The 25,598-nt window shown below is 33.6% G+C and carries 24 protein-coding genes; 5 read left to right on the forward strand and 19 right to left on the reverse strand.

Features of this window, described 5'->3' with window-relative positions:
• Positions 1-90 precede the first annotated feature (90 nt).
• From Q0893_RS16280 to Q0893_RS16365, 18 genes are all read right to left on the reverse strand, one after another.
• Positions 91-324 (reverse strand): DUF6095 family protein, encoded by a 234-nt coding sequence (locus Q0893_RS16280; RefSeq protein ID WP_298904015.1) that lies wholly within the window; start codon positions 322-324, stop codon positions 91-93.
• Positions 314-1,132 carry an N-acetylmuramic acid 6-phosphate etherase gene (murQ, locus tag Q0893_RS16285; RefSeq protein ID WP_298904013.1) on the reverse strand — a complete coding sequence of 273 codons (819 nt, stop codon included), beginning with the start codon at positions 1,130-1,132 and terminating at the stop codon, positions 314-316. The genes Q0893_RS16280 and murQ overlap by 11 nt, the downstream gene beginning before the upstream one ends.
• Positions 1,133-1,180: 48 nt before the next feature.
• Positions 1,181-2,002 carry a DUF4249 family protein gene (locus tag Q0893_RS16290; protein WP_298904011.1) on the reverse strand — a complete coding sequence of 274 codons (822 nt, stop codon included), beginning with the start codon at positions 2,000-2,002 and terminating at the stop codon, positions 1,181-1,183.
• Positions 2,003-2,005: 3 nt separating this feature from the next.
• Positions 2,006-4,384, reverse strand: a complete 2,379-nt coding sequence (locus tag Q0893_RS16295; protein ID WP_298903987.1) for a TonB-dependent receptor — start codon at positions 4,382-4,384, stop codon at positions 2,006-2,008.
• A gap of 57 nt (positions 4,385-4,441) precedes the next feature.
• Positions 4,442-5,377 (reverse strand): threonine/serine dehydratase, encoded by a 936-nt coding sequence (locus Q0893_RS16300; protein WP_298903985.1) that lies wholly within the window; start codon positions 5,375-5,377, stop codon positions 4,442-4,444.
• Between the two features lie 80 nt (positions 5,378-5,457).
• Entirely contained in the window at positions 5,458-7,677 is a 2,220-nt protein-coding gene (locus tag Q0893_RS16305; RefSeq protein WP_299277661.1) for an NADP-dependent isocitrate dehydrogenase, read from the reverse strand.
• A gap of 194 nt (positions 7,678-7,871) precedes the next feature.
• Positions 7,872-8,276: a pentapeptide repeat-containing protein gene (locus tag Q0893_RS16310; protein ID WP_299277664.1), complete on the reverse strand. Its 405-nt coding sequence runs from the start codon at positions 8,274-8,276 to the stop codon at positions 7,872-7,874.
• An 881-nt stretch (positions 8,277-9,157) separates the two neighbouring features.
• Positions 9,158-9,508, reverse strand: coding sequence for a 50S ribosomal protein L19 (rplS, locus tag Q0893_RS16315; protein ID WP_298896955.1), 351 nt, complete (start codon positions 9,506-9,508; stop codon positions 9,158-9,160).
• A 254-nt stretch (positions 9,509-9,762) separates the two neighbouring features.
• Complete coding sequence (locus tag Q0893_RS16320) at positions 9,763-10,098, reverse strand: hypothetical protein (protein WP_298903979.1); 336 nt, start codon at positions 10,096-10,098, stop codon at positions 9,763-9,765.
• Positions 10,099-10,115: 17 nt separating this feature from the next.
• On the reverse strand, positions 10,116-10,793 hold the full coding sequence (gene trmD, locus Q0893_RS16325; RefSeq protein WP_298903978.1) for a tRNA (guanosine(37)-N1)-methyltransferase TrmD: 678 nt from the start codon (positions 10,791-10,793) through the stop codon (positions 10,116-10,118).
• Between the two features lie 137 nt (positions 10,794-10,930).
• Positions 10,931-13,669 carry a DEAD/DEAH box helicase family protein gene (locus tag Q0893_RS16330; RefSeq protein ID WP_299277670.1) on the reverse strand — a complete coding sequence of 913 codons (2,739 nt, stop codon included), beginning with the start codon at positions 13,667-13,669 and terminating at the stop codon, positions 10,931-10,933.
• An 83-nt stretch (positions 13,670-13,752) separates the two neighbouring features.
• A complete protein-coding gene (locus Q0893_RS16335) occupies positions 13,753-14,637 on the reverse strand; it encodes a hypothetical protein (RefSeq protein WP_298903976.1) in 885 nt (294 codons plus the stop codon).
• 34 nt (positions 14,638-14,671) lie between these two features.
• Positions 14,672-15,109 (reverse strand): GNAT family N-acetyltransferase, encoded by a 438-nt coding sequence (locus tag Q0893_RS16340; protein ID WP_298903975.1) that lies wholly within the window; start codon positions 15,107-15,109, stop codon positions 14,672-14,674.
• Between the two features lie 75 nt (positions 15,110-15,184).
• Complete coding sequence (locus Q0893_RS16345; protein ID WP_298903974.1) at positions 15,185-15,796, reverse strand: tRNA (guanine-N1)-methyltransferase; 612 nt, start codon at positions 15,794-15,796, stop codon at positions 15,185-15,187.
• Between the two features lie 144 nt (positions 15,797-15,940).
• Complete coding sequence (locus Q0893_RS16350) at positions 15,941-16,678, reverse strand: hypothetical protein (protein WP_299277675.1); 738 nt, start codon at positions 16,676-16,678, stop codon at positions 15,941-15,943.
• An 18-nt stretch (positions 16,679-16,696) separates the two neighbouring features.
• A complete protein-coding gene (locus Q0893_RS16355; RefSeq protein ID WP_298903972.1) occupies positions 16,697-17,224 on the reverse strand; it encodes a hypothetical protein in 528 nt (175 codons plus the stop codon).
• Positions 17,225-17,342: 118 nt separating this feature from the next.
• Complete coding sequence (locus tag Q0893_RS16360; RefSeq protein WP_298904021.1) at positions 17,343-18,791, reverse strand: glyceraldehyde-3-phosphate dehydrogenase; 1,449 nt, start codon at positions 18,789-18,791, stop codon at positions 17,343-17,345.
• A 142-nt stretch (positions 18,792-18,933) separates the two neighbouring features.
• Entirely contained in the window at positions 18,934-20,349 is a 1,416-nt protein-coding gene (locus tag Q0893_RS16365) for a trypsin-like peptidase domain-containing protein (RefSeq protein ID WP_299277678.1), read from the reverse strand.
• 154 nt (positions 20,350-20,503) lie between these two features.
• On the opposite strand from Q0893_RS16365, the gene dapF reads away from it, so the two are divergent.
• From dapF to Q0893_RS16390, 5 genes are all read left to right on the forward strand, one after another.
• The gene (dapF, locus tag Q0893_RS16370; RefSeq protein ID WP_299277681.1) at positions 20,504-21,277 is read left to right on the forward strand and encodes a diaminopimelate epimerase; all 774 of its coding nucleotides are present in this window, start codon (positions 20,504-20,506) and stop codon (positions 21,275-21,277) included.
• Positions 21,277-21,801 carry a GNAT family N-acetyltransferase gene (locus Q0893_RS16375; RefSeq protein WP_298903969.1) on the forward strand — a complete coding sequence of 175 codons (525 nt, stop codon included), beginning with the start codon at positions 21,277-21,279 and terminating at the stop codon, positions 21,799-21,801. Before dapF ends, Q0893_RS16375 begins: the two co-directional genes overlap by 1 nt.
• Positions 21,802-22,845: an endolytic transglycosylase MltG gene (gene mltG / locus Q0893_RS16380; RefSeq protein WP_298903968.1), complete on the forward strand. Its 1,044-nt coding sequence runs from the start codon at positions 21,802-21,804 to the stop codon at positions 22,843-22,845.
• Positions 22,845-23,759: a DUF2279 domain-containing protein gene (locus tag Q0893_RS16385; protein WP_298903967.1), complete on the forward strand. Its 915-nt coding sequence runs from the start codon at positions 22,845-22,847 to the stop codon at positions 23,757-23,759. Before mltG ends, Q0893_RS16385 begins: the two co-directional genes overlap by 1 nt.
• Before the next feature lie 108 nt (positions 23,760-23,867).
• A complete protein-coding gene (locus tag Q0893_RS16390) occupies positions 23,868-24,563 on the forward strand; it encodes a peptidoglycan-binding protein LysM (RefSeq protein WP_298903966.1) in 696 nt (231 codons plus the stop codon).
• A gap of 67 nt (positions 24,564-24,630) precedes the next feature.
• Here Q0893_RS16390 and Q0893_RS16395 read toward each other — a convergent pair whose 3' ends face one another.
• Positions 24,631-25,431 (reverse strand): hypothetical protein, encoded by an 801-nt coding sequence (locus Q0893_RS16395; RefSeq protein ID WP_299277686.1) that lies wholly within the window; start codon positions 25,429-25,431, stop codon positions 24,631-24,633.
• Between the last annotated feature and the right edge of the window lie 167 nt (positions 25,432-25,598).

Genomic DNA, 25,598 nt, shown 5'->3' on the forward strand with positions numbered 1-25,598 from the left:
GTGGGAGAGTAGGTCGTCGCCTTTTTTGAAACCCTTTTCATATATATATGAAAAGGGTTTTTTGTTTTTTATATACTGGGTTTGAAAAAACTATGAATTTTTAAACATGCTGTCCATAATGGTTTTTAAACCTTTAAAAGCAAAATAAATTGCTAGAACACATAAAATAGATGCTACAATTAGAATTGGGATAAACAAAGGCTTATCTTTATTAGATAGCCCAATATAGAATAAAGTTGGTCCTAAAAACATTAAAACTAAGGTCAATCCCATAGTTTTTATTCCTTTGACTAAAAGGTCTTTATCTGTTCGTTTAGTTTCCATGTTTGTAATTTTGAATCGCTGTCCTCACATTGCCGTGTTGTTTAAGTAATTGCTGAGCTAGCTCGGTATTAATATTCAATTCTTTCATAAGCATTCTAGTCCCTCTATCAACAAGTTTATTATTACTTAATTGCATATCTACCATTTTATTTCCTTTCACTTTATTGAGTTTAATCATTGCGGATGTTGAAATCATATTGAGAACCAATTTCTGTGCTGTACCAGCTTTCATTCTAGAACTTCCTGTAACAAATTCTGGACCAACAACAACCTCTATTGGGTATTTCGATACATGTGATAAAGGACTGTTTTTGTTACAAGTTATACAACCAGTAACAATGGCTTCTTTATTACATTGTTCTAAAGCTGCTATAACATATGGCGTAGTTCCTGAAGCAGCTATACCAATGACAACGTCGTTTTTACAAATATTGAAGTCTTTGAGGTCTTGCCAACCTTGAGTTAGTGAATCTTCAGCAAATTCGACAGCTTTTCTTATTGCTGAATCACCTCCAGCAATAAGACCAACCACTAAATCGTGAGAAACACCGAAAGTAGGAGGGCATTCAGAAGCATCTAAAATACCTAGGCGACCGCTTGTACCTGCACCAATATAAAATAAACGACCCTTATTTTGTAATTTCATTACTACTTGTTCAGCGAGTGCTTGTATTTGTGGAAGCGCTTTTTCGACAGCCAAAGGAACAGATTTGTCCTCATTATTCATATGAGTTAAGAGTTCATTTATAGTCATTTTTTCTAAATGATTATAATTAGAATCTTGTTCGGTAGTTTTTATAAATGTCATAAACCAAAAATAAAATATTTTTGATTAATCTAAGTCTTTTGACCTAAGCTATTCTTGTATAGTAAAATTAAGTCTATCTGCTTCAGACAAATTGAAATATCCCAAGGCATAATTATCTGGATTTGTAATATTTATTATATTTCCTCTTAATAAAGCTGGATTGGTTTGGAACGGATTCCCTCCCTCTTGCTCACTTTGTTCAATAAGTAATCCGGCATAATTAAAATAACGTTCATCAATTCCTAATACTTTTATGGTTACGTCTTGGCCTGGTATCATGTCTTCATAAAAATAGGAGAATGTAAATGTTTCACCTTGATAGAACCGATCTTCACTAACTTCTAATAGATCAAAATCAAAATCAAATAAATAAAAATTATCTCTATCACCGTCATCCGTAATGGTAACGATAATTTCTGTTTCATCTTCTTCAAATAGAGTTCCATCACCTTGTTCAATGTTTTCTATCAGAGTTGTAGGATATAATTGCGTTATGGCTTTAAAAGTTTCGTTATTATAAATCACCGTTAACTCGTACGATATATCAAATTGTGGTATTACAATTGAACCAGCAAGAGGAACATAAAAACCTTCATCTCCAGATGCTTCAAAATTAACCACTGAATTGTCTTCAAGATTTGTAATATAGACCGTAGCATCATTAACAGTTGGAATATTGTCTCCAAAAAAAGGCGCAGACATGGTAAGGCGCAAGTAGCCTCCAAAGGCTACAGGATCTTCGTTAAGATAAAATTCAAATGAAGCATCTACCACTAGACGAGGATCACTATTTGGAACTTCTACTTCAATGACATCTTCACAATTTGTTAATGTCAAAAACACTATTACTATGTATATTAATCTATTCATGACTTAAAATTTAAAATTATAAGTAAATGCTGGAATAATCCCAAAAATTGAGGTTCTTGTTGCCTCATTTACGAAAGTATCTTGATTTCTAGCGAAATTTATTGAAGCCGCATTTCTCCTGTTATATAAATTATATATACTGAATACCCATTCACCTTGCCATTTTCGGTTTTTATTCTTTCTGGGAGTAAGGGTTGCCGAGATATCAATACGATGATATGCCGGAAGGCGTTCACTATTTCTTGAACCTTCATAAATTGGTACGGTCAAACCTTGAAATTGAAATTGACCAGAAGGATAATTTGTAGGTTGTCCAGTTTGAAAAATGAAATTGGCTCCAAAAGTCCATTTTTCGTTTAATTCATAATTCCCATTAAATGAAATGTCATGAGTTTTATCGTATCCAGTATTGTACCATTGGCTGTTATTGATTCCAGTTTCAAGCGTTGTTCTGCCAGGTGTTCTTTGTTCAGATTTTGATAATGTATAGGCAAGCCACCCTTTAAATTTTCCTTCGTTTTTCCGCAATAATAACTCTAAACCGTAGGCGCGAGCTTCTCCATTAAGAATATCTTGTTCTATGGCATTATTAGCAATAAGGTTGGCACCATCTATATAATCAATACGATTTTTTATGGTTTTATAAAACACTTCACTTTCTAATGAGTAGGTATTGTTTTTAATATTTTTAAAATACCCAAAAGCATACTGATTAAGTAGTTGGGGCTTAATATATTTACCGCTTGGAGTCCAAACATCTAATGGTGTCGGGGAACTCGTATTTGATAGTAGATGCAGGTATTGAACCATTCGATTATAACTTGCTTTTATTGAAGTGTCATCGTTGAACGCATAAGCAATGGCTAGTCTTGGTTCTAAATTAGTGAACGTTTCAATTTTATCACTTCTACTAAATTGTTGTGTGTTTAAGGGTTCGGCACCCTCATAAATTTGTAGTTCTTCATTAAATATAAGCGGGTTATTATCTTGGTATATGTTTAATTCATCTTGTCCCAACCTAATGAAGTTGCTTAAACGGACACCATATCTCAGAATGAGTTTATTGGAAATTTTATGCTCCACATCAATATAAGCTGCAAATTCATTAGCATACTTGTCTATTAATTTTTCTCTTACAATTCCTGAGTCTGATCGATTAGGTTTTATTTCTCCTGGATTGAATTTATAATAGATGTTATTGATGCCATAATTAAGTTGAAAATTAGTATTCAGATAATGTTTAAAATCATATTTTAAATTAAAATTTCGAATACCAGAGTCCCATTCGAATCCTATGAAATCTAACTCCAATCCGTAAAAATAGTCAGAGTATATTAGAGATAAATTGGAAAAAATTTTGTCAGAGAACAAATGATTCCACCTTAAATTAAGCACCGAATTTCCATAGGTATTTTCAAAGTTATCAGCAATTCTAAAAACATCACGACCAAAATACCCAGACAGATATAAGCTGTTATTGTCATTTAGCTTATAATTCAATTTGGTGTTTAAGTCATAAAAATAGGCAACATTATCATTATCAATAAGTGGTAAGAACAAATGGGCATAAGAACCTCTTCCTCCAACCAAAAAAGCACCTTTATCTTTTACAATAGGACCTTCGGCCAACAAACGACTAGATACTGCTCCAATACCTCCACTTAGTTTATATGTTTTGCTATTCCCTTCCTTTTGATAAATATCTAGAACAGAAGAGACACGTCCTCCATATCGTGCGGGAATACCCCCTTTATACAATTTTAAATCTTTAATAGCGTCTGGGTTGAACACTGAAAAAAAGCCAAAAAGGTGAGATGAATTAAAAATAGTAGCTTCGTCGAGTAATATCAGATTTTGATCTGCAGCGCCACCCCGAACATTAAATCCTGACGCTCCTTCGCCAGCATTGGTGACTCCAGGTAGTAAAGTTATAGATTTAATCACATCAACTTCACCTAATACAACAGGCATTTGTTTAATAGTTTTAATAGACAATGCATTAACACTCATTTGAGGCTTTTTGATATTTAATCTTTCTACATCTTGTTTAATTACTACTTCATTTAAACTTTCAGTACTTTCAAGTAATTTAAAGTTTAAGGTTCTATCTTCAGAAAAGGATATGGTTTGTGTAATAGTTGTATAACCTAAATAACTAATTTGCATTTTATAGTCTCCTTTAGGAAGTGAAATAGAGTAGAAGCCGTATTCATTAGTGTTGGTGCCAGTTTGTAATTCGGGGAAAATAATATTGACACCAATTAGCGTTTCATTACTATCAGAATCGGTTATAACACCATTTAGAGTAAATGTTTCTTGAGCAGAGACAATGTTGAGAATGAATATAATTAAAAATGGTAGGTTTTTTCTGAATGCCGTCATATTTCAAAAATAAGAAAGAATGCTATCAGAATTAAGTCTTTTTAAGTTAATTAATTATTAAAAGGGAAGTCTATTAACATCAACATTTCCGCCTGAAATAACAATACCCACTTTTTTGTTTTTGAATTGTTCTTTTTCTTTTAATATAGCCGCAACCGCAACAGCGCTTGAGGGTTCAATAATGATTTTCATTCGTTCCCAAACATAACGCATCGCTTGCACAATTTCTTGTTCTGTGACTCTAATAATTTCCTTGACATGTTCCCTGATAATTGGGAAATTATGATGACCTAATTGTGTTCTTAGCCCGTCAGCAATTGTATTTGCAGTTTTATTGGTTTCTATTTTCCCTGAGCGTAAAGACCTATAAGCATCATCTGCTTCAAATGGCTCTCCCCCAAAAACGTTACAATGTTGGCCAAAATGGTGTGCAGATAATGCCGACCCAGCAATTAATCCACCACCTCCAATAGGGCAGCACACGACATCTAAATTAGGGATTTCATTTAGTAATTCCATACAGGCTGTACCTTGACCTAAAATGACATTGGGATCATTTGATGGGTGAATGAATGTAGCTCCTGATTTCTTGATAACGTGATTTGCAGCTGCTTCTCTAGCTTCGATTGTTGGTTCGCAGGTTATGATATGGCCACCATATTCTTTTACAGCATCCTTTTTTACCTTTGGAGAATTGGAAGGCATTATTATTGTGGCTTTTACGTCTAAACTCTGTGCTGCTAATGACAGGGCCTGGGCAAAATTCCCTGAAGAATGTGTTACAACGCCTTTAGTTTTTTGTTCGTTAGTAAGCAACATAATTGCATTGGTGGCACCACGCATTTTATAGGCCCCAGTTTTCTGGAAATTTTCACATTTAAAAAACAACTCGGCACCTACCAGATTATTAATTAACCTTGAATTTAAAACAGGTGTTTTGTGGATGTAAGGCTTAATTCTATTATGGCAAGCAATTAGGTTTTCTTTTGTCATTCTGTAAATTTACAACTTGTTCTGTATAAAAAAAAGACCATCTAAATAGACAGTCTTTTTTTATATATAATGTTAAAGTGTTATCCTAAGATGTTATTTAAAGTGTCACTTGGTCGCATAGCATTAGAAGTTAAATTTTCGTTAGGCTCGTAATATCCACCAATATCCATTGATTGTCCTTGTACTTTGTTTAGCTCGTTAACAATTTGAGCTTCGTTTGCGTGTAATTCATTATAAACTTGCGTAAACTCATGTTTTAAATCAGCATCTTTGTCTTGATTTGCCAAGGCTTCAGCCCAAAAGAGTGCCAAATAAAAATGACTTCCTCTATTATCTAATTCATTAACTTTTCTAGATGGTGATTTTCCGTTAGCTAACAACTTTTCAGTGGCATCATCAAGCGTTTCAGATAAAATAATGGCTTTCGCATTATTGTTTACATTTCCGAAGTGCTCTAATGACACTGCCAATGCTAAAAACTCACCTAAGGAATCCCAACGTAAGTGATTTTCTTTAGTGAATTGTTGAACGTGCTTAGGGGCAGATCCTCCAGCACCTGTTTCAAACAAACCACCTCCATTCATTAATGGAACGATAGACAACATTTTTGCACTAGTTCCCAGTTCTAAAATTGGGAATAAATCGGTTAAATAATCTCTTAATACATTTCCAGTAACCGAAATAGTATCTTGTCCATCTTTGATACGATCTAATGTAAACTCGGTAGCTTTAATAGGAGAAAGGATTCTAATATCTAAACCAGATGTATCATGTGTTGGTAAATATGCATTAACTTTTTTTATGAGTTCGGCATCATGAGCTCTATTTTCGTCCAACCAAAATACTGCAGGAGTTTTGGATGCTCTAGCTCTTGTAACGGCTAATTTTACCCAATCTTGAATAGGTGCATCTTTGACTTGACACATTCTCCATATGTCTCCTTCTTCTACATTATGAGAGGTTAATACCTTTCCTGATGCGTCTATAACTTCAACCTTTCCGTTAGCAGAGATTTCAAAAGTTTTGTCATGAGATCCATATTCCTCAGCTTTCTGCGCCATAAGTCCAACATTAGGAACAGTTCCCATAGTTGTTGGATCGAAAGCACCATGTTGTTTACAGAAATTTATAGTAGCTGTATATATACCAGAATAACTGCTATCTGGAATGACAGCTTTAGTATCTTGCTGATTTCCTTCGGCATTCCACATTTGACCAGACGTACGAATCATAGCTGGCATCGACGCATCAATAATCACGTCACTTGGTACATGTAAGTTTGTAATACCTCTATCAGAATTTACCATAGCAACATCTGGAGCATGAGCAAATGCTATTTTAATATCTGCTTCTATGTCTTGGCGTTTATCTTCTGGTAGTTCACTTAATTTACTTACTAGGTTTCCAAAACCGTTATTAACATCAACACCTAATTCTTCAAATGTATCCCCGTGTTTTGCAAACAAATCGGCAAAGAACACACGTACAGCATGCCCAAAAATAATGGGATCAGAAACTTTCATCATTGTAGCTTTCATATGTAATGAAAACAATACACCTTTTGCTTTTGCATCTTTAACTTGTTCTTCTAAAAATGCTAGCAAGGCCTTCTTGCTCATTACTGTAGCATCAATAATTTCTCCTTCTAATAATGGTAAATTATTTTTTAAAACAGTAGCGTTTCCGTCGCTATCAGTATGTACAATTTTTACTGAAGTTGCATTTGGAATAGTTACAGATATCTCATTATGTGCAAAATCACCATGTGACATCGTTGCAACATGACTTTTAGAATCTGACGACCAGGCTCCCATAGAATGCGGATTCATTTTCGCAAAGTTCTTTACAGCTTTAGGTGCACGTCTATCCGAGTTTCCTTCACGTAAGACAGGGTTAACAGCACTTCCTTTTATTTTGTCGTAACGCGCTTTTATTGTTTTTTCGCTGTCGCTTTCTGGTTCATCCGGATAGCTTGGTAAAGGATAGCCTTGAGTTTGTAATTCTTTAATAGCAGATTTCAATTGCGGAATTGATGCGCTTATATTTGGAAGCTTAATAATATTTGCTTCTGGATTTTTAGCCAATTCTCCTAATTCTGCTAAGGCATCAGGAACACGTTGTGTTTCGTTTAAAAAATCTGGAAAGTTCGCCAAAATACGTCCAGCAAGAGAAATATCTCTACTTTCTATATTAATGTTAGACGATTTAGTAAACGATTTTACAATAGGTAACAATGAATGCGTTGCCAATGCAGGAGCTTCATCTGTTTTCGTGTAAATGATTGTAGGAGTATTTGCCATAAAATGATAGTATTTAATGTATAGAAAACGCTTAGTTTTTAAGCTGTGCAAATATACAAAAAACTAAGGTTTCTTTGAAATACATAAAGACTACATAATGAGCTTTTTAGAGAAGTACCACATTTTAAGTAAGAAATTGAGAAATTGATAATTTATTGGCTTTGTTTTGTCAAATTCAAAACCATACATAAGTTTTAATCTTCAATTTTAATTTGATAGCTATTTAAGAGTCCGAGTGCATTCTCCTTTGAGAACTTGGCATTCTTAAGTTTATTAAGCTCTGGATTTATAGACAAATTGTAAGAATTTGAAAAGTTGACATGTTCTAAATTTGTATGTTCAAAAATGGCTCGAAGTAAATTGCAGTCATCAAATTTAGAACCACTTAAATCGGCTTCGGTAAAATCTGTTTGTTCTAGCTTGCATTGATCAAATGTTGTGTTTTTGAGTTTCAGATTATGAAAAGAAGCAAAATTTAATTGAGACGTTTTAAATTTGAACGACATAAAGAGGGCGTTACAGTCGTGAAAAGGAAAACCTACCATTTTACAGTTGTTAAATAGTACATCTTTTAAAATGGTACCTTTTGCTTTTACCATACTAAAGTTACAATCTATAAACTCTCAGTCAAGGAAGCTAATATTTGAAATATAGGATTCTGAAAAATCACAATTTACAAAGGTGCAATTATCATATTCGGCTTTTGGGAGTTCCTGTTTTGTATAACTTATATTTTTGTAGGTTTCATCGCTAATAAAGGGAAGGTTCATGTATACAAAGTTTAGTCATTAAAATTATAAAAACGAAGAGAGATAAAAAAACAAAAGCCATATCATGGTAGCTGAACTACTTTGACATGGCTTTTTTGAGATAGCTTTGCGTGACCTATTTAGCATTGCTGCTAAAATCGAGACAGCTGAACTTGCGTTCCCTCGTCTCTTTCGGTTCAAGTTTCACTATTTCAATGAAACGTTTCTTAACTTTCAAAATGTATTGACCTGTTATTACTTCGTTTCGGTTTAGTTTGCTTTCCTTGATGTTTATTTCTCTTAATCTTTCACTTGCGTGTTAGACTGCCTCGATAAACATTGCTCATCCTTTTCACATTTACTTTCGTTCCTGTTACTTTTTCAAAGCTTTCCACTTCATTCAAATCACCTGCTTACACATCTAATTTGTTTCAAGTTTCATGATTTCGCTACTTACACGCTTACACCTGTAGTTTTCAAAATCTCAAAAAACAATACTATATAAAGAACGTTGCTTTATTACAATTTAACATAAATTCAAAACTTAATTCAAAACCAAACTAGGTTTGTTGTTAATTGTTTAGCTAAAGTATGTTTTTGTTTGAGAATTCCAAATTTTTGATCTATTTAGATATTCACATTTTATAAACCACAGTTATTAACAAAAGTTCATAACTAAAAAAGCCTTGACAATTGTCAAGGCTCTTTCGAAATTATGTGGTCGAAGCTTACTATCTTCTAACTTCTTTAATTCTTGCTTTCTTACCAGTAAGACCTCTAAAGTAGTAGATTCTTGCTCTTCTAACTTTACCTCTTTTATTCACTTCAATTTTTTGAAGTGCAGGTAAGTTAATTGGGAAAATACGTTCTACTCCAATAGTTCCAGACATTTTTCTAATTGTAAATGTTTGAGAAGTACCAGATCCTTTTACTTGTAGTACAACACCTTTAAAGAACTGTGTACGTGTTTTGTTTCCTTCTTTAATTTCGTAATACACTGTAATAGTATCACCTGCTCCAAATTCTGGAAAATCTTTTTTTGTTACAAATTCGTCTTGTACAAATTTTACTAAAGAACTCATTTTATTATGTTTATCAAGGTTGTTTCAAATCAACATTCACGATTCTCGCCAGAGGTTAATCCAAAAGTGGGTGCAAAGATAGTTAATAATTAATAACGTACAATTATTAATTCATATTTTTTGGGTGTTCCGTTTGGCTTTTTTATAGGAAGCCAAACGGCAGGCTTTTCACTATATCTTTTTACTGGTTTTTGATGCCATACTAGGCATAACTAGAATGATGTAAAAAGGATGCCGTTCCAATCCTTAACACTTTAGTCTAGGAACTCATTTTTAGTTCTGTCTTTTTTAAAATGAGATATAGCAAAGAGTAGCAAGCCTAAACAAAATATTATATAAGCGAGACCAGAAATTAAATTAGATATTGCATTCATTTTTATTGATGAGTCGGTTCCGTAAGCTTCAGTAAAGGCATATATATAAATACTTCCAATACCAAAAAGAAAAGCAAACACACTTCCAATAAGCATTAATATTGTTGCTAATGTTCTTTTTTTAGTCACAATAACAATACAACTGATAACGACTAATAGTGAAGCCAAATTATAAATAACATGACTTACGGTATATAAATATTGATAATCATCCATCGGGTTACTTCAATAATTTAATCGTCCAATAAATCTGGTCGTCTTTCTTTAGTCCGTTTATAGGCTTCTTCTTCGCGCCACTTTTCTATTTCAGGAAAATTTCCGCTAAATAATACTTCGGGCACTTTCATACCATCATATTCACGTGGTTTGGTGTAAATTGGTGGTGCTAACAAACCATCTTGAAACGAATCGGTAAGGGCAGATGTTTCATTTCCTAATACTCCTGGAATCAATCTAATAACGGCATCGCACAATACTGCTGCTCCCAATTCACCTCCAGACAAGACATAATCACCAATAGATATTTCTCTCGTAATAAACTTGTCTCTAACGCGTTGATCAACACCCTTATAGTGTCCGCATAAAATGATAATATTTTGTTTTAAAGACACTTGATTAGCAATACTTTGCGTTAGGCGTTCACCATCAGGAGTCATATAGATCACCTCATCATAGTGGCGTTCGCTTTGTAATTTACTTATACATTTATCTATAGGTTCGATCATCATAACCATACCAGCTCCGCCTCCAAATTGGGTGTCATCGATAGCCTTATAGCCTCCTGTTGCATAATCTCGAAGGTTGTGGAAATGCACACTTACCAAATTGGCTTCAATAGCACGTTTCAATATAGATGCTTCAAACGGGCTTTTAATCAATTCTGGTAAAACGGTAATAATATCTATACGCATAAGTTGTAATTAAGACTGCAAAGATAATTTAAATCATAGAGTCGAGGAAGAATACTTTTAAAGATGACTTAAGAATTTTAATGTTAAAGCTGCCGTAGCCAGCAAATAGATAAATTTATTTTAATTGAGAGTTTTGATTATCGCCATTTATTAACATGCTCAATCTTATTTTTAAATTGTGCAGCTAAAGATTTTATTCTCGATTTTAAAAGTAGTTTTCTACCCTTAGGAGTTCTGGTAAATACGAGCTTACAATGACCAACATGCTTTTGCCATTGCGTTTTGAAATACGCTGCTAGTCTTTTGTTCTTAGCAAGTTGATCTGGCACACTATGATAATCTTTTTGCTGATACATATTAAAAAAAGCATGCTTTCTTATAATCACGTATCTAGGGTTGTCTATTGGAGAAATAATCTCATATAACGCGTTGATAAATGTTGATTTCTCGAAGGTTGAACCGCCTTCTAAATGACAAAATACAGCGCCATATTCATTTTTTGTTGAGACCACTTTTAGATGTTCAATGGGCGTGTGAATTAAATTGGCATGTACCAATGAAGCCAACAAGGCTTTACCAATATTGTGTATGTCTTTTGAAAGATCTCGATACTTAAGGTATAATCGTAAATGTTTATAAGTGAGACCTCCAAACAATAAAAACCCTAACATACTAATCGCAGTTATAACTAAGGTCGCTCCAGATGAGCTAATATGCTGTGGCAGTATTTTAAAAACGACTTCAAGGAACCATCCAGAAGATATTATTAACCCAAAAATAATAGCTGCACCAATACTAGAGATGGTTTTATAATAGGACACCGACTTTGCTATTTTATATGGACGCTCCTCACGATAAGGAATTTTAATTTCTTCTATTAATGTGACGCCAGATGCAATAGCATTTTTCCATCGTTGTTTAATTTCATTACGATTGGCCGCCAGAGCAAACATGGTTTCATTTGTTTGATTGACTGTTCTTTTTCTGTTAATATTTGCAGGTATCTGAAGTCTATCAAGACCATTCTCAATGCTCGATTTTTCCCTAAAGGAAACTCCAACAAAACTTCTGAAGCGTCGTTTTAAAACATCAAAATCATCACCATTTGATGACGATGATGTATCCATACAGGCTAAATGCCAAATATTTGCCGTTTTAGAATCGTTACTTTTTTGAGTTCTAATAGCGCGACCACGCATTTGATTTGATAGTACAAATGAACCTACAAATGTAGCGAGTACGAGAGTATTAATGGCAGGAGCATCCCAACCTTCACCCAGTAAGGACTTTGTTCCAACAAGAACCTCTATGTGACCGTTTTGGAAAATTTCAGTAGTTATATGTACAATATGATGTTTTAGTGTTTCGGTTTGATTAATGAGAATATAATTACCATCATAATCAAGTGTGTTCCATTTTATATTAGAAATATTAAGTTGTTGCGCTTTTTCTTGAAATGCTGAAAGCGCTTTTTTTGGAATGATAACTAGAGAACCTGTTAGCACGCCTAGTTTTATATGATTAGGATTATCCCGTCTTAACGTTTCAAAAATGGGAATAACACCAAGTTTATTTAATTCAAGTTTGTTTTCAGAGGTATTGGTTATAAACTCTTTTCTTATATAATCTGATAGAACAACCAACCTTAGTTTATCATCTAGCTGATTGTATTCAAACTCTATAATGTTCTTAATACCTTGTAGTTTGCTGATACTAGAACTTAGAAAGCGAGACATTTTTTTATTTTTAGAGAAATGAACACGTTTGCGTTCTAAAGCGCCACCTTGTCTTAAGCGATTTTCTAGTTGTTTTCTGTGATCTGCAAAGGTTTCAAAATAATCATCCTTACTAAAGAGATAGAATTCTAAGAGAATTTCAATCCAATCATAATCAAAGCTAGGAATACTAACCGGTTTATCATCAATGATATCCAAATGGGATTTTGAGATCTTTTTTCCGTTTGAATTTAAAAATATGAGGCAGGCGGAATAGTAGGAAAGATGAGTGTAAATCCAATCAACATGAAGAGAGGGAAGCAACCAAATAGGGTGATTTTCTATGGCTCGAATAAGTGTCTCGTCTGTTTTAATGCTTTCGAATAATTCAGAAATACGCGTTCTAAACGCGGCAATGCCTTGTTTTTCTTTCTTTGAAGGTAGGGTAAAATATACATAATCCTGATGAGGGCATAAATCACCTTCAACGATGAGTTCAGGAACAGAAATCTCTGTATCTACAGGTCCGTTCAAATCTAAATAGCGCTGCCATTCATTAACGGTAACATCGTAAGGAGGTGTTGCTGTTAAACCTACTATTATTGGGTCTAATTGATCTTTAATACTATTGAGTGTATACCACCACCCATTTTTTAAATGATGTGCTTCATCAACAATAATGGTTTTGATGCCTTGAGATTTTAAATTATTGACAATCGTTACCATATTGGTGTCTGAAATGACAAGTTCATGACGGTCTTCAATATAGTCTTTATCATCATCATCATCATCATCATCATCATCCATGTCTATGACAATGTCATTACAGGCTGCATGTAAACCTTGATAGGTTGAAACTGTTAAAAATTTTGGAGCTCTGATATCTCTTGATATCCAGTTTGGTGTGGTTTCTACTTGTAAGAATAATTCACAGAAGCGTTGTATCCATTGATTTCTAATAGCAATAGTAGGCGCTAAGATTAATGTAGGGTTGTTTAGTCTGATAGCAACCTCTAGGCCTAAAACTGTTTTGCCAGATCCTGGAGGTGCCACTATATGTAAATGCGAATCTTCTAAATGACTTTGTAAGTCTTCTAATACGCGATGCTGATAGGCTCTCCAATTGTATTTAAATCTTATGTTCTTAGGAAATTCTCGCAAAGGTATTTAGTTTAATTTTTTATGATAGTAAGGCCTTTATTTATGGTTCATATCGAACTTTTTGTATGGTATTAGACATGACGCTATTTCCAAAATTTCCAGCTTTTTTTGTTCTTTTTTTCTTTCTGCGGTTGTTCCTTGTTAAACAAGGCCATTAACTCGGCATAGTCACTAGTTTTAATTGGGTTCATTATGTATTGTTCTTCGTCTAGTCTTTCGAGCATGGACTTTGTATTAAGAATATCAATAAATTTATTAGCCTCTACTTTAAGTACATTTTTATTATCATTTAAAACTATGAAGTCTGATTTTAAAAGTAATAGTTTAAACTCTGGAGGAACAACTATAAATGTTTTTACACCTTCAGGGAAATCAGCTTCCATTAAACTAGGGATATTTAGGTCTTCATTTAAATCTTCAATGAACTGAATGCGTCTTATGTTTTCAACTAAACGTTCTGTAAACTGCTTTTCGTCTGGGTTATCTATAGAGAATTCATTTATCATGTTTTCACCAAAGTAATACCCTCGTTTACAACCATTAATCTTTACTATAGGGCTTTTTTCTTTTACGATGCTTATCAATGTACTTACACCTATCGATTGACTTTCCTCAGCCCAAGCTGTGTCATATTTTTTTTCAAATTCATTGAGTGACAGGCTCTCATCAAATTCAGGAGAAATTTTGGAGTTATTTAAAGTACCTAGAGCTAAAGCAATTTTGGACGCAAGATGATAATCTTCTTTACTTGAGCCTATATTTAGTTCGATGTCATATTCGGTATCATCTTTAGTAATCACGACTCCTCTTGAAGATTGATGAGGTATATATAGTTTAGAGTAACCATTTATGATTTCATCTTCTAATTGTCCAAAAGCAATCGCTACATTAGTTGGTAAATGCTCGCTTTGAAGTATATCAGATAATTTTAATTCTTTATTGTTTTCGGTATAAATATGATAGCTCATTTATATAATTTTAAATTGAAACTTGAGTTGAAGTTTATGCATTTTTCCAGAAAAACTGCAAATCGGTATCTCTCTCAAAACCTAAGCGTTCATATAAGTGCTGCGCAGGATTATCAAAAGCTGTTTGAATGGCCATACCTTTATTATTTTCAGACTGGCATAAATGTTTAGCCCGATTAATCAACGCTTCTCCAATACCTTGGTTTCTAAATTTGGAAGCTACATACAAATCGTTGAGCATATATATTGACTTCATGTATACAGAAGAAAACAATGGGTATAGCTGAGTAAAACCAGCAGGTTGATTATTAACATAAGCAATGTATATAATAGAATCATTCTTAACGATGCGTTGTGTTAAAAAGCGCTTTGCAGCTTGTGGATTTGGTTCTTGTTTGTAGAATATGCGATAGCCTTCAAATAAGCCAATCAGGGCATCTAAGTCTTTGAGTTGTGCGTGCGTGATAGTCATAAAAAAAAATCTGTAACCGAAATTACAGATTTTAAATTTAAAACAGTACACGAATTTTTATTTCCTCAGAAATGACTATCCGTTGTTTTTTTGCTTGTTAATTTCGTCTTGTAATTGACGTCTTACTTTTTGTTCACGTTCTAGTGCAACACGTCTGTGCTCTTCAAATTCCTCTTCGGTTTCAGCTAAGGTCTTTTTGGCTTGCTTAGTTATAGCATTACTATTTCTAAACTTATAAATAAAGAACAATAAAAGTGCCGACAATACGCCAACAATGCTCCATAAGATTAAGCTATAGTTTGGTTTGCTGGTTTGAATCCCGAAAAGTTCCATATTATCTTTTTCGGCAATGGTGTTATCTAAACTCGTTTTAGTGTTAGCAAGATTAGATTTTAGGTCTTCAATTTCCTTGGCTTGTGTTTGAACAATAGCTTGAGTATCATCTAAATCTTTATGAACTGCTTTCAAAGAATCAATGGTATGCGCTTTTAATGCATAAAGCCATGTTTTCTTAACTGTTTTATAATCTTGCCAGCTATTTGAACGTCTAATAACGTATTCAAATTGATTGTCGATAGTCCCACTGTTTAATGATAATTTTTCCTCATCATTGGTTGTTTGTGCAGAAGCCACAGAAAAACATAGTACAGTAAGAGTAGAGAGTAGTAATGTCTTAAAAAATTTCATCTTGGTTTGGTTGAGTTTTAATAGCATAATTAATGGTAGCAATATAACAATTTATATGATAATTTAGGTGTAAATCAATATGTTGATATAAACATTTAGCCTCACTAAATGTGAGGCTAAATTATATACGAATGAAAGTTGATTTTAGATGTTGATAGTGCTCAACTCTTCTGTATTTTGGATACTATTTGGATTAAGGCTGTATTGATATAATCCGTTTTCACCAATAAGGATCAAGGTATTATTGTTAACAATAACATCAAAAGCACTGCGATTTATAGCATGAACTAAGACCGAATTACTGGGATCAGACACATCAAATATTTTAACTTCATCATCACAAACAATAAGATAGTCATTGTACAATCCTAATCCGATAGGTTTAGTCAAATTTCGACTAGAAATTAAAATAGGGTTTACAACATCTGTCACGTCATAGGTTTCTAAAACATTGATTGTTGTACCACATCCAATATCGGCATGCAATGTAACATAGGCGTGTGTAGCGTTGGCAATTACAGGATCGCAAGCTGTAAAATGTTGTACATCAGATAAATATTGAGGTTGTTCAGGGTTTTGAACGCTATAGATATACATTCCATTTTGAGAACCTATATACAGGTATTCTTTATAGTTAAATAAGGTTTCTATATTGAACCCTATTTGAAGCTCATTTACCTTTACAGGAGATTCTCTGTTAGCAATGTTAAATACATTTAGTTTCTGATTATCTACAGTATATAAATAATCATTGTAGGATGTAAAACGCGCTAATGAACCTGCTTTTCCAGTTTCGTTAGACATAGTGGTTGAATCACTTGAGCTGTCAGAATCACAACTCAACACAAGTCCTGTTATTATTAAAAAGATATATTTTTTCATAATTCGTGGGTTTTAAGTTTAGTTGTTCTCGTTTAAGGTCCAGTCTACAATAATTTCGTTGTTTTGTACGCCATAAAAATTAGATCCTAATGGCGAGCTTATTTGAGGAAAGGCATTAGGGATACGTTTGGTAATTTCCATTGTGCCCTCTTGCGCATTTAAAGTGAGCGCAAGTAAATCTGTTGCGTTATTCACATATATTGATGCGCCTTTAATCGTCAGGTCTGAAGATCCTAAAACATTTAGAAATGCTATATTTTCTGGGTTAGATGGATCTGTATTATTGATGATATGAAAACCTTTATTGCGTTCGTTTATAAAAATGAAGTTATCCTTTACATAAATTTTTCCTGAATTGACAATGACTTCTGGAGTTGTTTGAAGTGTAGTGGTGTTTTCGAAAACTGAACGTTGCATAATTACAGGTACGTAATAATCGGGAACAGTAGTTGTGACGATGTCATCTTCGGTGTCGGTTAACCAGCAAGATTGAAAGCTCAAACTAAAGCATAATAGCAATAGCCAGGCAAAAGGTTTCATTTTCATAGTAATTGATTTATAGATTCTAATTACTAGATGCAGAAACATTAAAATGGTTGCTTCTATAAAGCAGAAAAATCCCACTTTTTTAAAAATGGGATTTTTCTAGAAATTATATTCAAGACTAATAGTAAGAAAAACGTCTTACTTTAGCAATGTATTTAGCTAATCTAATGACTTGATGACTATAACCATATTCGTTGTCATACCAGATGTATAAAATAGCATTTTTTCCGTCAGCACGAACAATAGTAGCTTTGCTATCATAGATAGATGGAGCAGAGCTTCCAACAATATCACTAGATACTAACTCATCGCTCATTTCATATTTGATTTGTTCTACTAAATCACCTTCAAGAGCATATTTTTTCATGATGGTGTTAATACCGTCAACAGATGTTTCTTTTTCTAATTCTAAATTTAAAATAGCTAAAGAACCATTAGGAACAGGCACTCTAATCGCATTAGATGTTAATTTTCCTTCTAGCGATGGTAAGGCTTTTGAAACAGCTTTTCCGGCACCAGTTTCGGTAATGACCATGTTAAGTGCTGCAGCTCTACCACGACGGTATTTTTTATGAAAATTATCAACTAAGTTTTGATCGTTTGTGTAGGCATGGATTGTTTCTAAGTGTCCACTTATAACACCAAATGTGTCTTCTACTGCTTTTAGAACAGGAGTGATGGCATTAGTCGTGCAAGATGCGGCAGAGAAAATATCAACTTTATCTGGATTGTTTTCTAAGTGATTTACACCATGAACAATATTAGGAACACCTTTACCTGGAGCAGTTAATAATACTTTATCAACACCTTTAGACTTTAAATGTCTTCCTAGAGCTTCGTCATCTCTAAAAGCTCCAGTGTTATCAATAACTAAGGCATTATTAATACCTAACTTAGTATAATCAATATCTTCAGGAGCATTAGCCGATATGACATTTACGGTAGTTCCGTTGATAATTAACGCACTGTTTTTTGCATCGGCAATAACAGTTCCTGGGAAATCACCATGTACAGAATCGTTACGTAATAAAGAGGCTCTTTTTTCAAGAACAACTTGGTCAATAGTTCCGCGAGTTACAATTGCTCTTAAACGTAATTGACTTCCTTTTCCTGTTCTAGTCATTAGCTCTCTGGCCACTAATCGACCAATTCGTCCAAAACCATAAAGCACCACATCTTTTGGTTGTATGGCTTTATTTTTCTTAGCGTCTTTAAGTTTTTCAGCAACAAATCCAGTAGCATTACTGTACTTTTGGTCTTCAAGATGAAATTCGTAAGTTAACTTTCCAATATCTAACTTGGCAGGAGGAAGGTCTAACGTTTTAATTGCTTGCGCAATTTCTACAGAATCAAAAATTGAAATTGGTTTCTGTACAAACTCTCCAGCATATTCGTGAAGATTTAAAATTTCGCTCACGTTACGATCAATTAGTTGGTTTCTAAAAAGCACCAATTCTATTGATTTGTCGTACCAAAGATCGCTAACAATTTTTATAAATTCAACTGTAGCTCTTCTTCGATCTGCTTGAAAAGCGAGTTCTTTTTCATAAGTTCCGTTCAAACCCATTGTAATTAATTTAGTGTGTTGTGTGTTTAAAAATTTTTGCAAAAATAATACATTTCAAACGTTTTCGTAGCGTTTTTATACAAAATAAAAACCCCTTCTAAATTTTAAATTTTGAAGAGGTTTTTGTTCGTTTGATTTTGGTCTATCTAAAGATGACTTCTTTTCGCTCTAATTTGGTATTTAAATATTCTAGCTTAAAAATGTTTTCTTGAGCTTTATCACCATATTTTTCGGTGAATTTTGAAATATCTTCTACACTATTAATTGGAACGTCGTTGATACCAGTAATAATATACCCGCGTGAGATACCTAGTTTTGAATAGAGGAAACTATTCTTATTATCTTGAACAATAACACCGTTTTTGATATCGTATTCTTTTTTAAGTTTTGAAGGGAGATTACGTAACTCCATGTCGATAAATTTGACACTAATAATATCGCTTTTTGAAAGCGTAACAGGGATAATCTTAACTTTGCTATCACGTTCAATTTCAACATTAATGACATCATTAGGGCGTTTGGTTTTAATATAGCCGCTCAAATCTGAAAATTTAGAAATTTCTACGTTATCTAATCTTTTAATAATATCTCCATTTTTGATACCTGCTTTTTCTGCACCAGAATTATCTTCGACATTACTAATATATACGCCTTGAATTTCGCTTACTCCTAGTTCTTTTGCTTCGTCAGAATTTCTATTTAAAATAGATACACCAAGCACACCTTCTTGTACATCGCCATATTCAATAATATCCTGTACTACTTTTTTGGCAATGTTACTTGGCACTGCAAACGAGTATCCAATGTAAGACCCTGTTTTTGATGTAATAGCCGTATTGATACCAATAAGTCTACCATTAGAATTCACTAAAGCACCTCCCGAATTTCCAGGATTTACCGCTGCATCTGTTTGAATAAACGATTGAGAGTTTCGTCCAGACAGATCTCTAGATTTAGCGCTGATAATTCCTGCAGTTACAGTAGAGGTAAGGTTAAAAGGATTACCAACAGCCAGAACCCATTCGCCAATTTTGGCATGATCTGAATCTCCAAATTCGATGGCAGGAAGATCTTCGTCTGCTTCAATTTTTAAAAGAGCGATGTCTGTTTTTTCATCTGCACCTATAAGTGTAGCCTCATATACTCTATTATCATTTAAAGTAATAGAAATACTACTAGAACCAGCAATCACATGATTATTAGTAATAATGTAGCCATTTTTATCAATGATAACACCACTACCAGTTCCAACTTGAGCGCGTTGTGAACTTCGTCCGTAGAATAAATCTTCAAAGGTTAAAGCTCCACTTACTATAGATGTGTTTTTGACATGAACTACTGAGTTAATTGTATTCTCGGCAGCTTCAATAAAATCTGGTTGTTCGCCATTAATCAAGTTGGCTGTATTTGTGTCATAACTCGCATTCAAAAATTGTGGCTCGTTTGAGCTTTCAGTTATGGTTATAGTTTGATTTTTTTCGATAAAAAGAGTGTAGGCAGATAATGCTATGATTCCACCTAACACCGAAACAAATACTAAGGTTAAAATCTTTTTCATTAGTTATTAGGTTTTAAATGTTATTACAAAATGTAACGACTAAAATTAACTATTTATTGAAGTAGAAATTGAACTTTAACGATTTTTAACGTCTAATTTAACGCTCATTTAACAACACAATTATCGCATCATTATTTATATATTTGCATCACCTATGGAACTTACATTTTATAAATATCAGGGAACAGGAAATGATTTTGTGATGGTTGATAATCGTCAGCAAATTTTCAACAAAAAAGATACGGCGTTTATCTCTTTTTTATGTGATAGACGGTTTGGTATTGGTGCCGACGGATTAATACTTCTTGAAACTCATGAATCATGCGATTTTAGAATGGTTTATTTTAACGCAGATGGTAATGAAAGCTCTATGTGTGGTAATGGTGGAAGATGTATAACTGCCTTTGCTAATTTTTTGGGTGTCATTAAGGATACTGCAACTTTTGAGGCTATTGACGGACTGCATAAGGCTAAAATTGAAAATGGCTTGGTAAGTTTACAAATGCAAGATGTTAGTTCTATTGAGACTTACGAATCTCATACGTTTTTAGATACAGGGTCGCCACATCATATTCAAATGGCTAATGATTTGGCATCATTTGATGTTAAGACTATCGGAAGACAAATTAGATCAGGTGAACCTTATAATGAAGAAGGGAGTAACGTTAATTTTGTAAGTAAGAATAGTGATGATAGTTTTTCGGTAAGAACCTATGAAAGAGGTGTTGAGGATGAGACTTATTCTTGTGGTACAGGGGTTACAGCAGTTGCCTTGGCAATGCACTATATAGGAGAGACAGAAAAAAACCTGATAACGTTAGAAACTGAAGGAGGGACGCTAAAAGTATCTTTTGAAAAAGGTCATGGAAGTTATGAGAATATATGGCTTATTGGTCCAGCAACTCAAGTTTATAAAGGTCATATATAATGGTAACACTCAAAGGAGAACATATTTATTTGAGAGCTTTAGAGCCAGAAGATCTTGATTTTATTCATGCCATTGAGAATAATCAGGATATTTGGGAAGTAAGTAATACGATAACACCTTATTCTAAGTTTTTAATAAAGCAATATCTTGAACAAGCTCATAAAGATATTTTTGAAGTCAAACAATTGCGTTTAGTAATTTGTACTCAAAATGATATAGCTATTGGAATGATCGATTTATTTGATTTTGATTTTAAAAATAGACGTGCTGGTGTGGGAATATTGATAAAAGACAAGGATATGAGGCAAAGAGGTTATGGACAGGAAGCATTGCAGTTATTAATAGCTTACTGTAAGTCACACTTAGATATGCATCAACTGTTTTGTAATATTTCCGAAGAAAATGATATGAGCTTGAAGTTGTTTAAAAATCAGGGATTCGATATAATCGGATTAAAAAAAGACTGGAACTATGTAAATGGTTCTTATAAAAATGAATACTTATTACAAATACTTCTTAATTAAATGTATATAAAGAAAATACTCTGGGCTATCGCAATTATAGGTTTGCTTGTTGCTGCTTATTTTGGATATTATGTCTATAACGCGATGTTATCGCCAAATACCAGCTTCAATAATGATGAGGCTTACATTTTTGTGTCTAAAAACGACGCCTACAAAGATGTAAGAATGCAACTAGAACCCTTACTTAAGGATATTGAGGGGTTTGATGCTTTGGCAGAACGAAAGAAGTACACTTCTAATTTAAAGGCGGGAAAGTTTGTCATTAAAAAAGGAATGAGTAATAATGATATTATTAATTCTATACGAAGTAATAATGTTCCTATTAAAATAGCATTTAACAACCAAGAGAGTCTTGAGAAGTTGGCAGGTCGAATAAGCAACCAAATAGATACCGATAGTACCGCTTTAATTCAAGCAATGACTGATACGTCATTCTTGGAAGAAAACGGCTTTTCAAACGAAACAGCTCTGGGTATGTATGTCCCAAATAGTTATGAGTTTTTCTGGAATACGTCGGCAGAAGGATTTAGAGACCGAATGCTCAAAGAATATAATCGTTTTTGGAATGACAATAGAAAAGCAAAAGCTAAAACTATTGGCTTGTCTCAAGATGAAATAATGGCACTTGCATCTATTGTTCATGAAGAATCAAAGCAGGCCAGTGAACAACCAAGAATTGCTGGTGTATATATGAACCGATTGCGCATTGGAATGCCTTTGCAAGCTGATCCAACCTTGAAATTTGCAGCGTATAAATTACCCGAATATAAAAACACGATTATAAAACGAGTACTGAACAAACATAAGGATATTGAGTCACCTTATAATACTTATATGAATGCAGGTTTGCCTCCAGGATTAATAGCTATGCCTGATATTTCAGCCATTAATGCAGTACTCAATTATGAAAAGCATAATTACTTGTATTTTGCTGCCAATGCAAAAAAACTCGGATTTCATAAGTTCGCAAAAACTTTATCTCAGCATAATGTCAATGCTAGAGAGTATCAACGTTATCTTTCGTCTCAAGGGATTAATAAATAATGTTCAGGATTCGACATTTTTTATTTCTGATATGTGCCTTGGTGTTGGTTTCTGCTCACTCTCAATCAAGGGGCGATTCTTTTTTAAAACCAAGCGATACCCTGCACAATTCAAGACGTAATGCTGTTGTTATTGCTGAAACTTCCTTAGCTACACTAACGTTAATAGGACTCGATCAATTATGGTATGCCGATTTCCCTAGATCTAAATTTAAAACAATAAATGATACAGATGAGTGGTTGCAAATGGACAAACTCGGTCATGTGTTTTCGTCTTATCAACTTGGAAGACTAGGAGCAAATGCCCTAAGATGGAGTGGTGTTTCCAAAAAAGATCAACTTATTTATGGAGCTACCTTAGGTTTTGGATTTTTAACTGCTGTAGAAATTTTTGATGGCTATTCTGAAGAATGGGGATTTTCTTGGTCTGATATGGTTGCCAATGGCTTGGGAACTGGACTGTATGTCGGACAAGAACTGTTATGGGACGAGCAACGTATAACAATGAAGTATTCATTTCATCAAACACAATATGCCAGTCAGCGACCTGATAAACTAGGAGAGGGGTTTTTAGAAGAGCTTTTAAAGGATTATAATGGACAAACATATTGGTTGAGTGCCAATGTGCATTCTTTCTTTAAGGATAGTAAAATTCCTAAATGGATTAACCTGGCAGTTGGTTATAGTGCAGAGGGAATGCTCACCGGAAAAGAGGAAAATGTTAATAACATATTTATAACTCAAAATAGACAGCGGCAATTTTTCCTTAGTTTGGATGTAGATTTGTCTAGAATACGCACAAATTCTCGAGTGTTGAGAACCGTATTTGACGTTTTGAACGTCATAAAAGTGCCTTTTCCAGCTATTGAATTCAACGGGAAAAACGGCATAAAGCTCCACTATATCTACTTTTAACAACACTTTAACAGCTTATTTTCAGATATATAGAAAAAAGCGTATATTTGCAGGCGCAATTTGTAAGTCATAGAAGGGGATGATTTCGACTTACTAAAATTAGCTATTATGATTAAAAAAGTAGGTAATTATTTTGTTGTACCATTAGCTATTTGTGTCACACTTTATTTGGCACTTAAACCTGAGCAATCGATCAATTATGCCGATTATTCAACTGAAGGTTTAGAGCTTGATTACAATATATCTAAGGACATTGCTTTTAACGAGCATACACCTAATGATAATGAATTAACGCTGAAAGAAGCAACTAGTTCAATGCCATCAACGTACACTTATTTTCCGTATTTAGGCAAATCTTACCATGGTTTTAAAGAAGCTCTAGCATTTAAAGAGTCTAGAGGTAACTATTTTACAGTAAATACTTTAGGGTATTTAGGGAAATACCAATTTGGTAAAGAAACATTGAAAATGATTGGAATCTATAATCCAACACAATTTTTATATAATCCAAAACTACAAGAAAAGGCATTTTTAGCCAACGCAGAACGTAATAAATGGATTTTACGTAAGGATATCGAACGTTTTGTTGGGAAGAAGATTAATGGTGTTGATATTACGGAGTCTGGGATTTTGGCTGCGGCCCATTTGGCTGGACCAGGTAGCGTTAAGAAGTTTTTGAGAAGTTATGGAAGTAATAATTTCTCTGATGCTTACGGAACGACTGTTAAACATTATATGAAAAAGTTTTCAGGATATGATACCTCTTTCATAGAAGCAGATAAAAGAGCCAAAGCGACATTATAGTCGATATTATATTTTAGATTAATGAATGAATGAGAAAAGCCAATCATATAGATTGGCTTTTTTTTATTTAACAGCCTGTACTAAGCGAAAAGACAAGCTCTTGATCAACATCTTCTCCCTTAATGTTTTTTGCAGGAACCCATTGCCCAGAAGAACCAGTAATAAGCTCTATTATCTTCTCATCAACCTTTGGATGATTCGAGTTTGATTCCATTCTAGTATTGCTTATCAGGCCTTCCTTGGTTACTGTAAAATAGACACTAACAGATTTGAACTTATTCTCATCAATTGATTCTAATACTGCTTCACCATTTTCTTCTAGATAGGATACAAGTGCGTCCTGACCATAAATATATTTTGCTTGTTGTTCAGGAACAATTGTTAAGTGAGGACACCAATAACCATATTTGGTTTGTAATGTTTCTTCACTAATGTTTTCATAATCACTTCTTATTAAAATGTGTGTTGAAAAGTTAGCAGATTTTAATAACTCAATTTGAGATTTAGATAGTTTATCGGTTTTACGCATTGCTATCTCATCTGTTTGCTTATTGTCCTTAACGACAATCATGCTTATAAATTGGTAAGAGTCTAAAGGAGGCATTTGCTCTTTTCGCAAGAAATCTTTAATTGATTTGGCTTTAAGTAAATCAGATTTTTTGATAACATCATATCGGTTACCTACAGAATAAAAAAATCGCTGATTATTTTTGTTTACACTCGTTTTTGTAGGCTCCGTAACGGGGTTAAGCCCATTATTCAAATCTTTAGCATAGTTTACGTTCTTATGATCTAGGTTTAGTGCGCCATAAACTAAGATGCATAGTATGATTAGGGTAATTCCTGAAATTGTAATAGTTTTTTTCATGCGACCAAAATGTATTGATTTATGGTCATAAATGTATGCTATAAAGCAGGTTAAATACCATTTGAAATGTCAAAAAAGTGTAAAATTAATGTCAAACGCCTTGTGTTTTACGAAGGGCAAGCGCGTTTTTTTAAATCGCCAGACATTCAGCTTTCAACTGAGATTAA

It is taken from the genome of uncultured Psychroserpens sp., assembly GCF_947494225.1.
In the GTDB taxonomy this organism is placed as follows: Bacteria; Bacteroidota; Bacteroidia; order Flavobacteriales; family Flavobacteriaceae; genus Psychroserpens.

Bases quoted from the DNA above. Each gene is read 5' to 3' on its own strand.
- Q0893_RS16355 (WP_298903972.1), bottom strand. From the start codon at position 17,224: ATGAAAATGAAACCTTTTGCCTGGCTATTGCTATTATGCTTTAGTTTG.
- dapF (WP_299277681.1), top strand. From the start codon at position 20,504: ATGGAACTTACATTTTATAAATATCAGGGAACAGGAAATGATTTTGTG.
- Q0893_RS16360 (WP_298904021.1), bottom strand. From the start codon at position 18,791: ATGGGTTTGAACGGAACTTATGAAAAAGAACTCGCTTTTCAAGCAGAT.
- trmD (WP_298903978.1), bottom strand. From the start codon at position 10,793: ATGCGTATAGATATTATTACCGTTTTACCAGAATTGATTAAAAGCCCG.
- Q0893_RS16340 (WP_298903975.1), bottom strand. From the start codon at position 15,109: ATGACTATCACGCACGCACAACTCAAAGACTTAGATGCCCTGATTGGC.
- Q0893_RS16280 (WP_298904015.1), bottom strand. From the start codon at position 324: ATGGAAACTAAACGAACAGATAAAGACCTTTTAGTCAAAGGAATAAAA.
- Q0893_RS16310 (WP_299277664.1), bottom strand. From the start codon at position 8,276: ATGGTAAAAGCAAAAGGTACCATTTTAAAAGATGTACTATTTAACAAC.
- Q0893_RS16365 (WP_299277678.1), bottom strand. From the start codon at position 20,349: ATGAAAAAGATTTTAACCTTAGTATTTGTTTCGGTGTTAGGTGGAATC.
- Q0893_RS16395 (WP_299277686.1), bottom strand. From the start codon at position 25,431: ATGAAAAAAACTATTACAATTTCAGGAATTACCCTAATCATACTATGC.
- Q0893_RS16350 (WP_299277675.1), bottom strand. From the start codon at position 16,678: ATGAAAAAATATATCTTTTTAATAATAACAGGACTTGTGTTGAGTTGT.
- Q0893_RS16335 (WP_298903976.1), bottom strand. From the start codon at position 14,637: ATGAGCTATCATATTTATACCGAAAACAATAAAGAATTAAAATTATCT.
- Q0893_RS16390 (WP_298903966.1), top strand. From the start codon at position 23,868: ATGATTAAAAAAGTAGGTAATTATTTTGTTGTACCATTAGCTATTTGT.
- rplS (WP_298896955.1), bottom strand. From the start codon at position 9,508: ATGAGTTCTTTAGTAAAATTTGTACAAGACGAATTTGTAACAAAAAAA.
- Q0893_RS16290 (WP_298904011.1), bottom strand. From the start codon at position 2,002: ATGAATAGATTAATATACATAGTAATAGTGTTTTTGACATTAACAAAT.
- Q0893_RS16385 (WP_298903967.1), top strand. From the start codon at position 22,845: ATGTTCAGGATTCGACATTTTTTATTTCTGATATGTGCCTTGGTGTTG.
- Q0893_RS16305 (WP_299277661.1), bottom strand. From the start codon at position 7,677: ATGGCAAATACTCCTACAATCATTTACACGAAAACAGATGAAGCTCCT.
- Q0893_RS16345 (WP_298903974.1), bottom strand. From the start codon at position 15,796: ATGAAATTTTTTAAGACATTACTACTCTCTACTCTTACTGTACTATGT.
- Q0893_RS16300 (WP_298903985.1), bottom strand. From the start codon at position 5,377: ATGACAAAAGAAAACCTAATTGCTTGCCATAATAGAATTAAGCCTTAC.
- mltG (WP_298903968.1), top strand. From the start codon at position 21,802: ATGTATATAAAGAAAATACTCTGGGCTATCGCAATTATAGGTTTGCTT.
- Q0893_RS16375 (WP_298903969.1), top strand. From the start codon at position 21,277: ATGGTAACACTCAAAGGAGAACATATTTATTTGAGAGCTTTAGAGCCA.
- murQ (WP_298904013.1), bottom strand. From the start codon at position 1,132: ATGACATTTATAAAAACTACCGAACAAGATTCTAATTATAATCATTTA.
- Q0893_RS16320 (WP_298903979.1), bottom strand. From the start codon at position 10,098: ATGGATGATTATCAATATTTATATACCGTAAGTCATGTTATTTATAAT.
- Q0893_RS16295 (WP_298903987.1), bottom strand. From the start codon at position 4,384: ATGACGGCATTCAGAAAAAACCTACCATTTTTAATTATATTCATTCTC.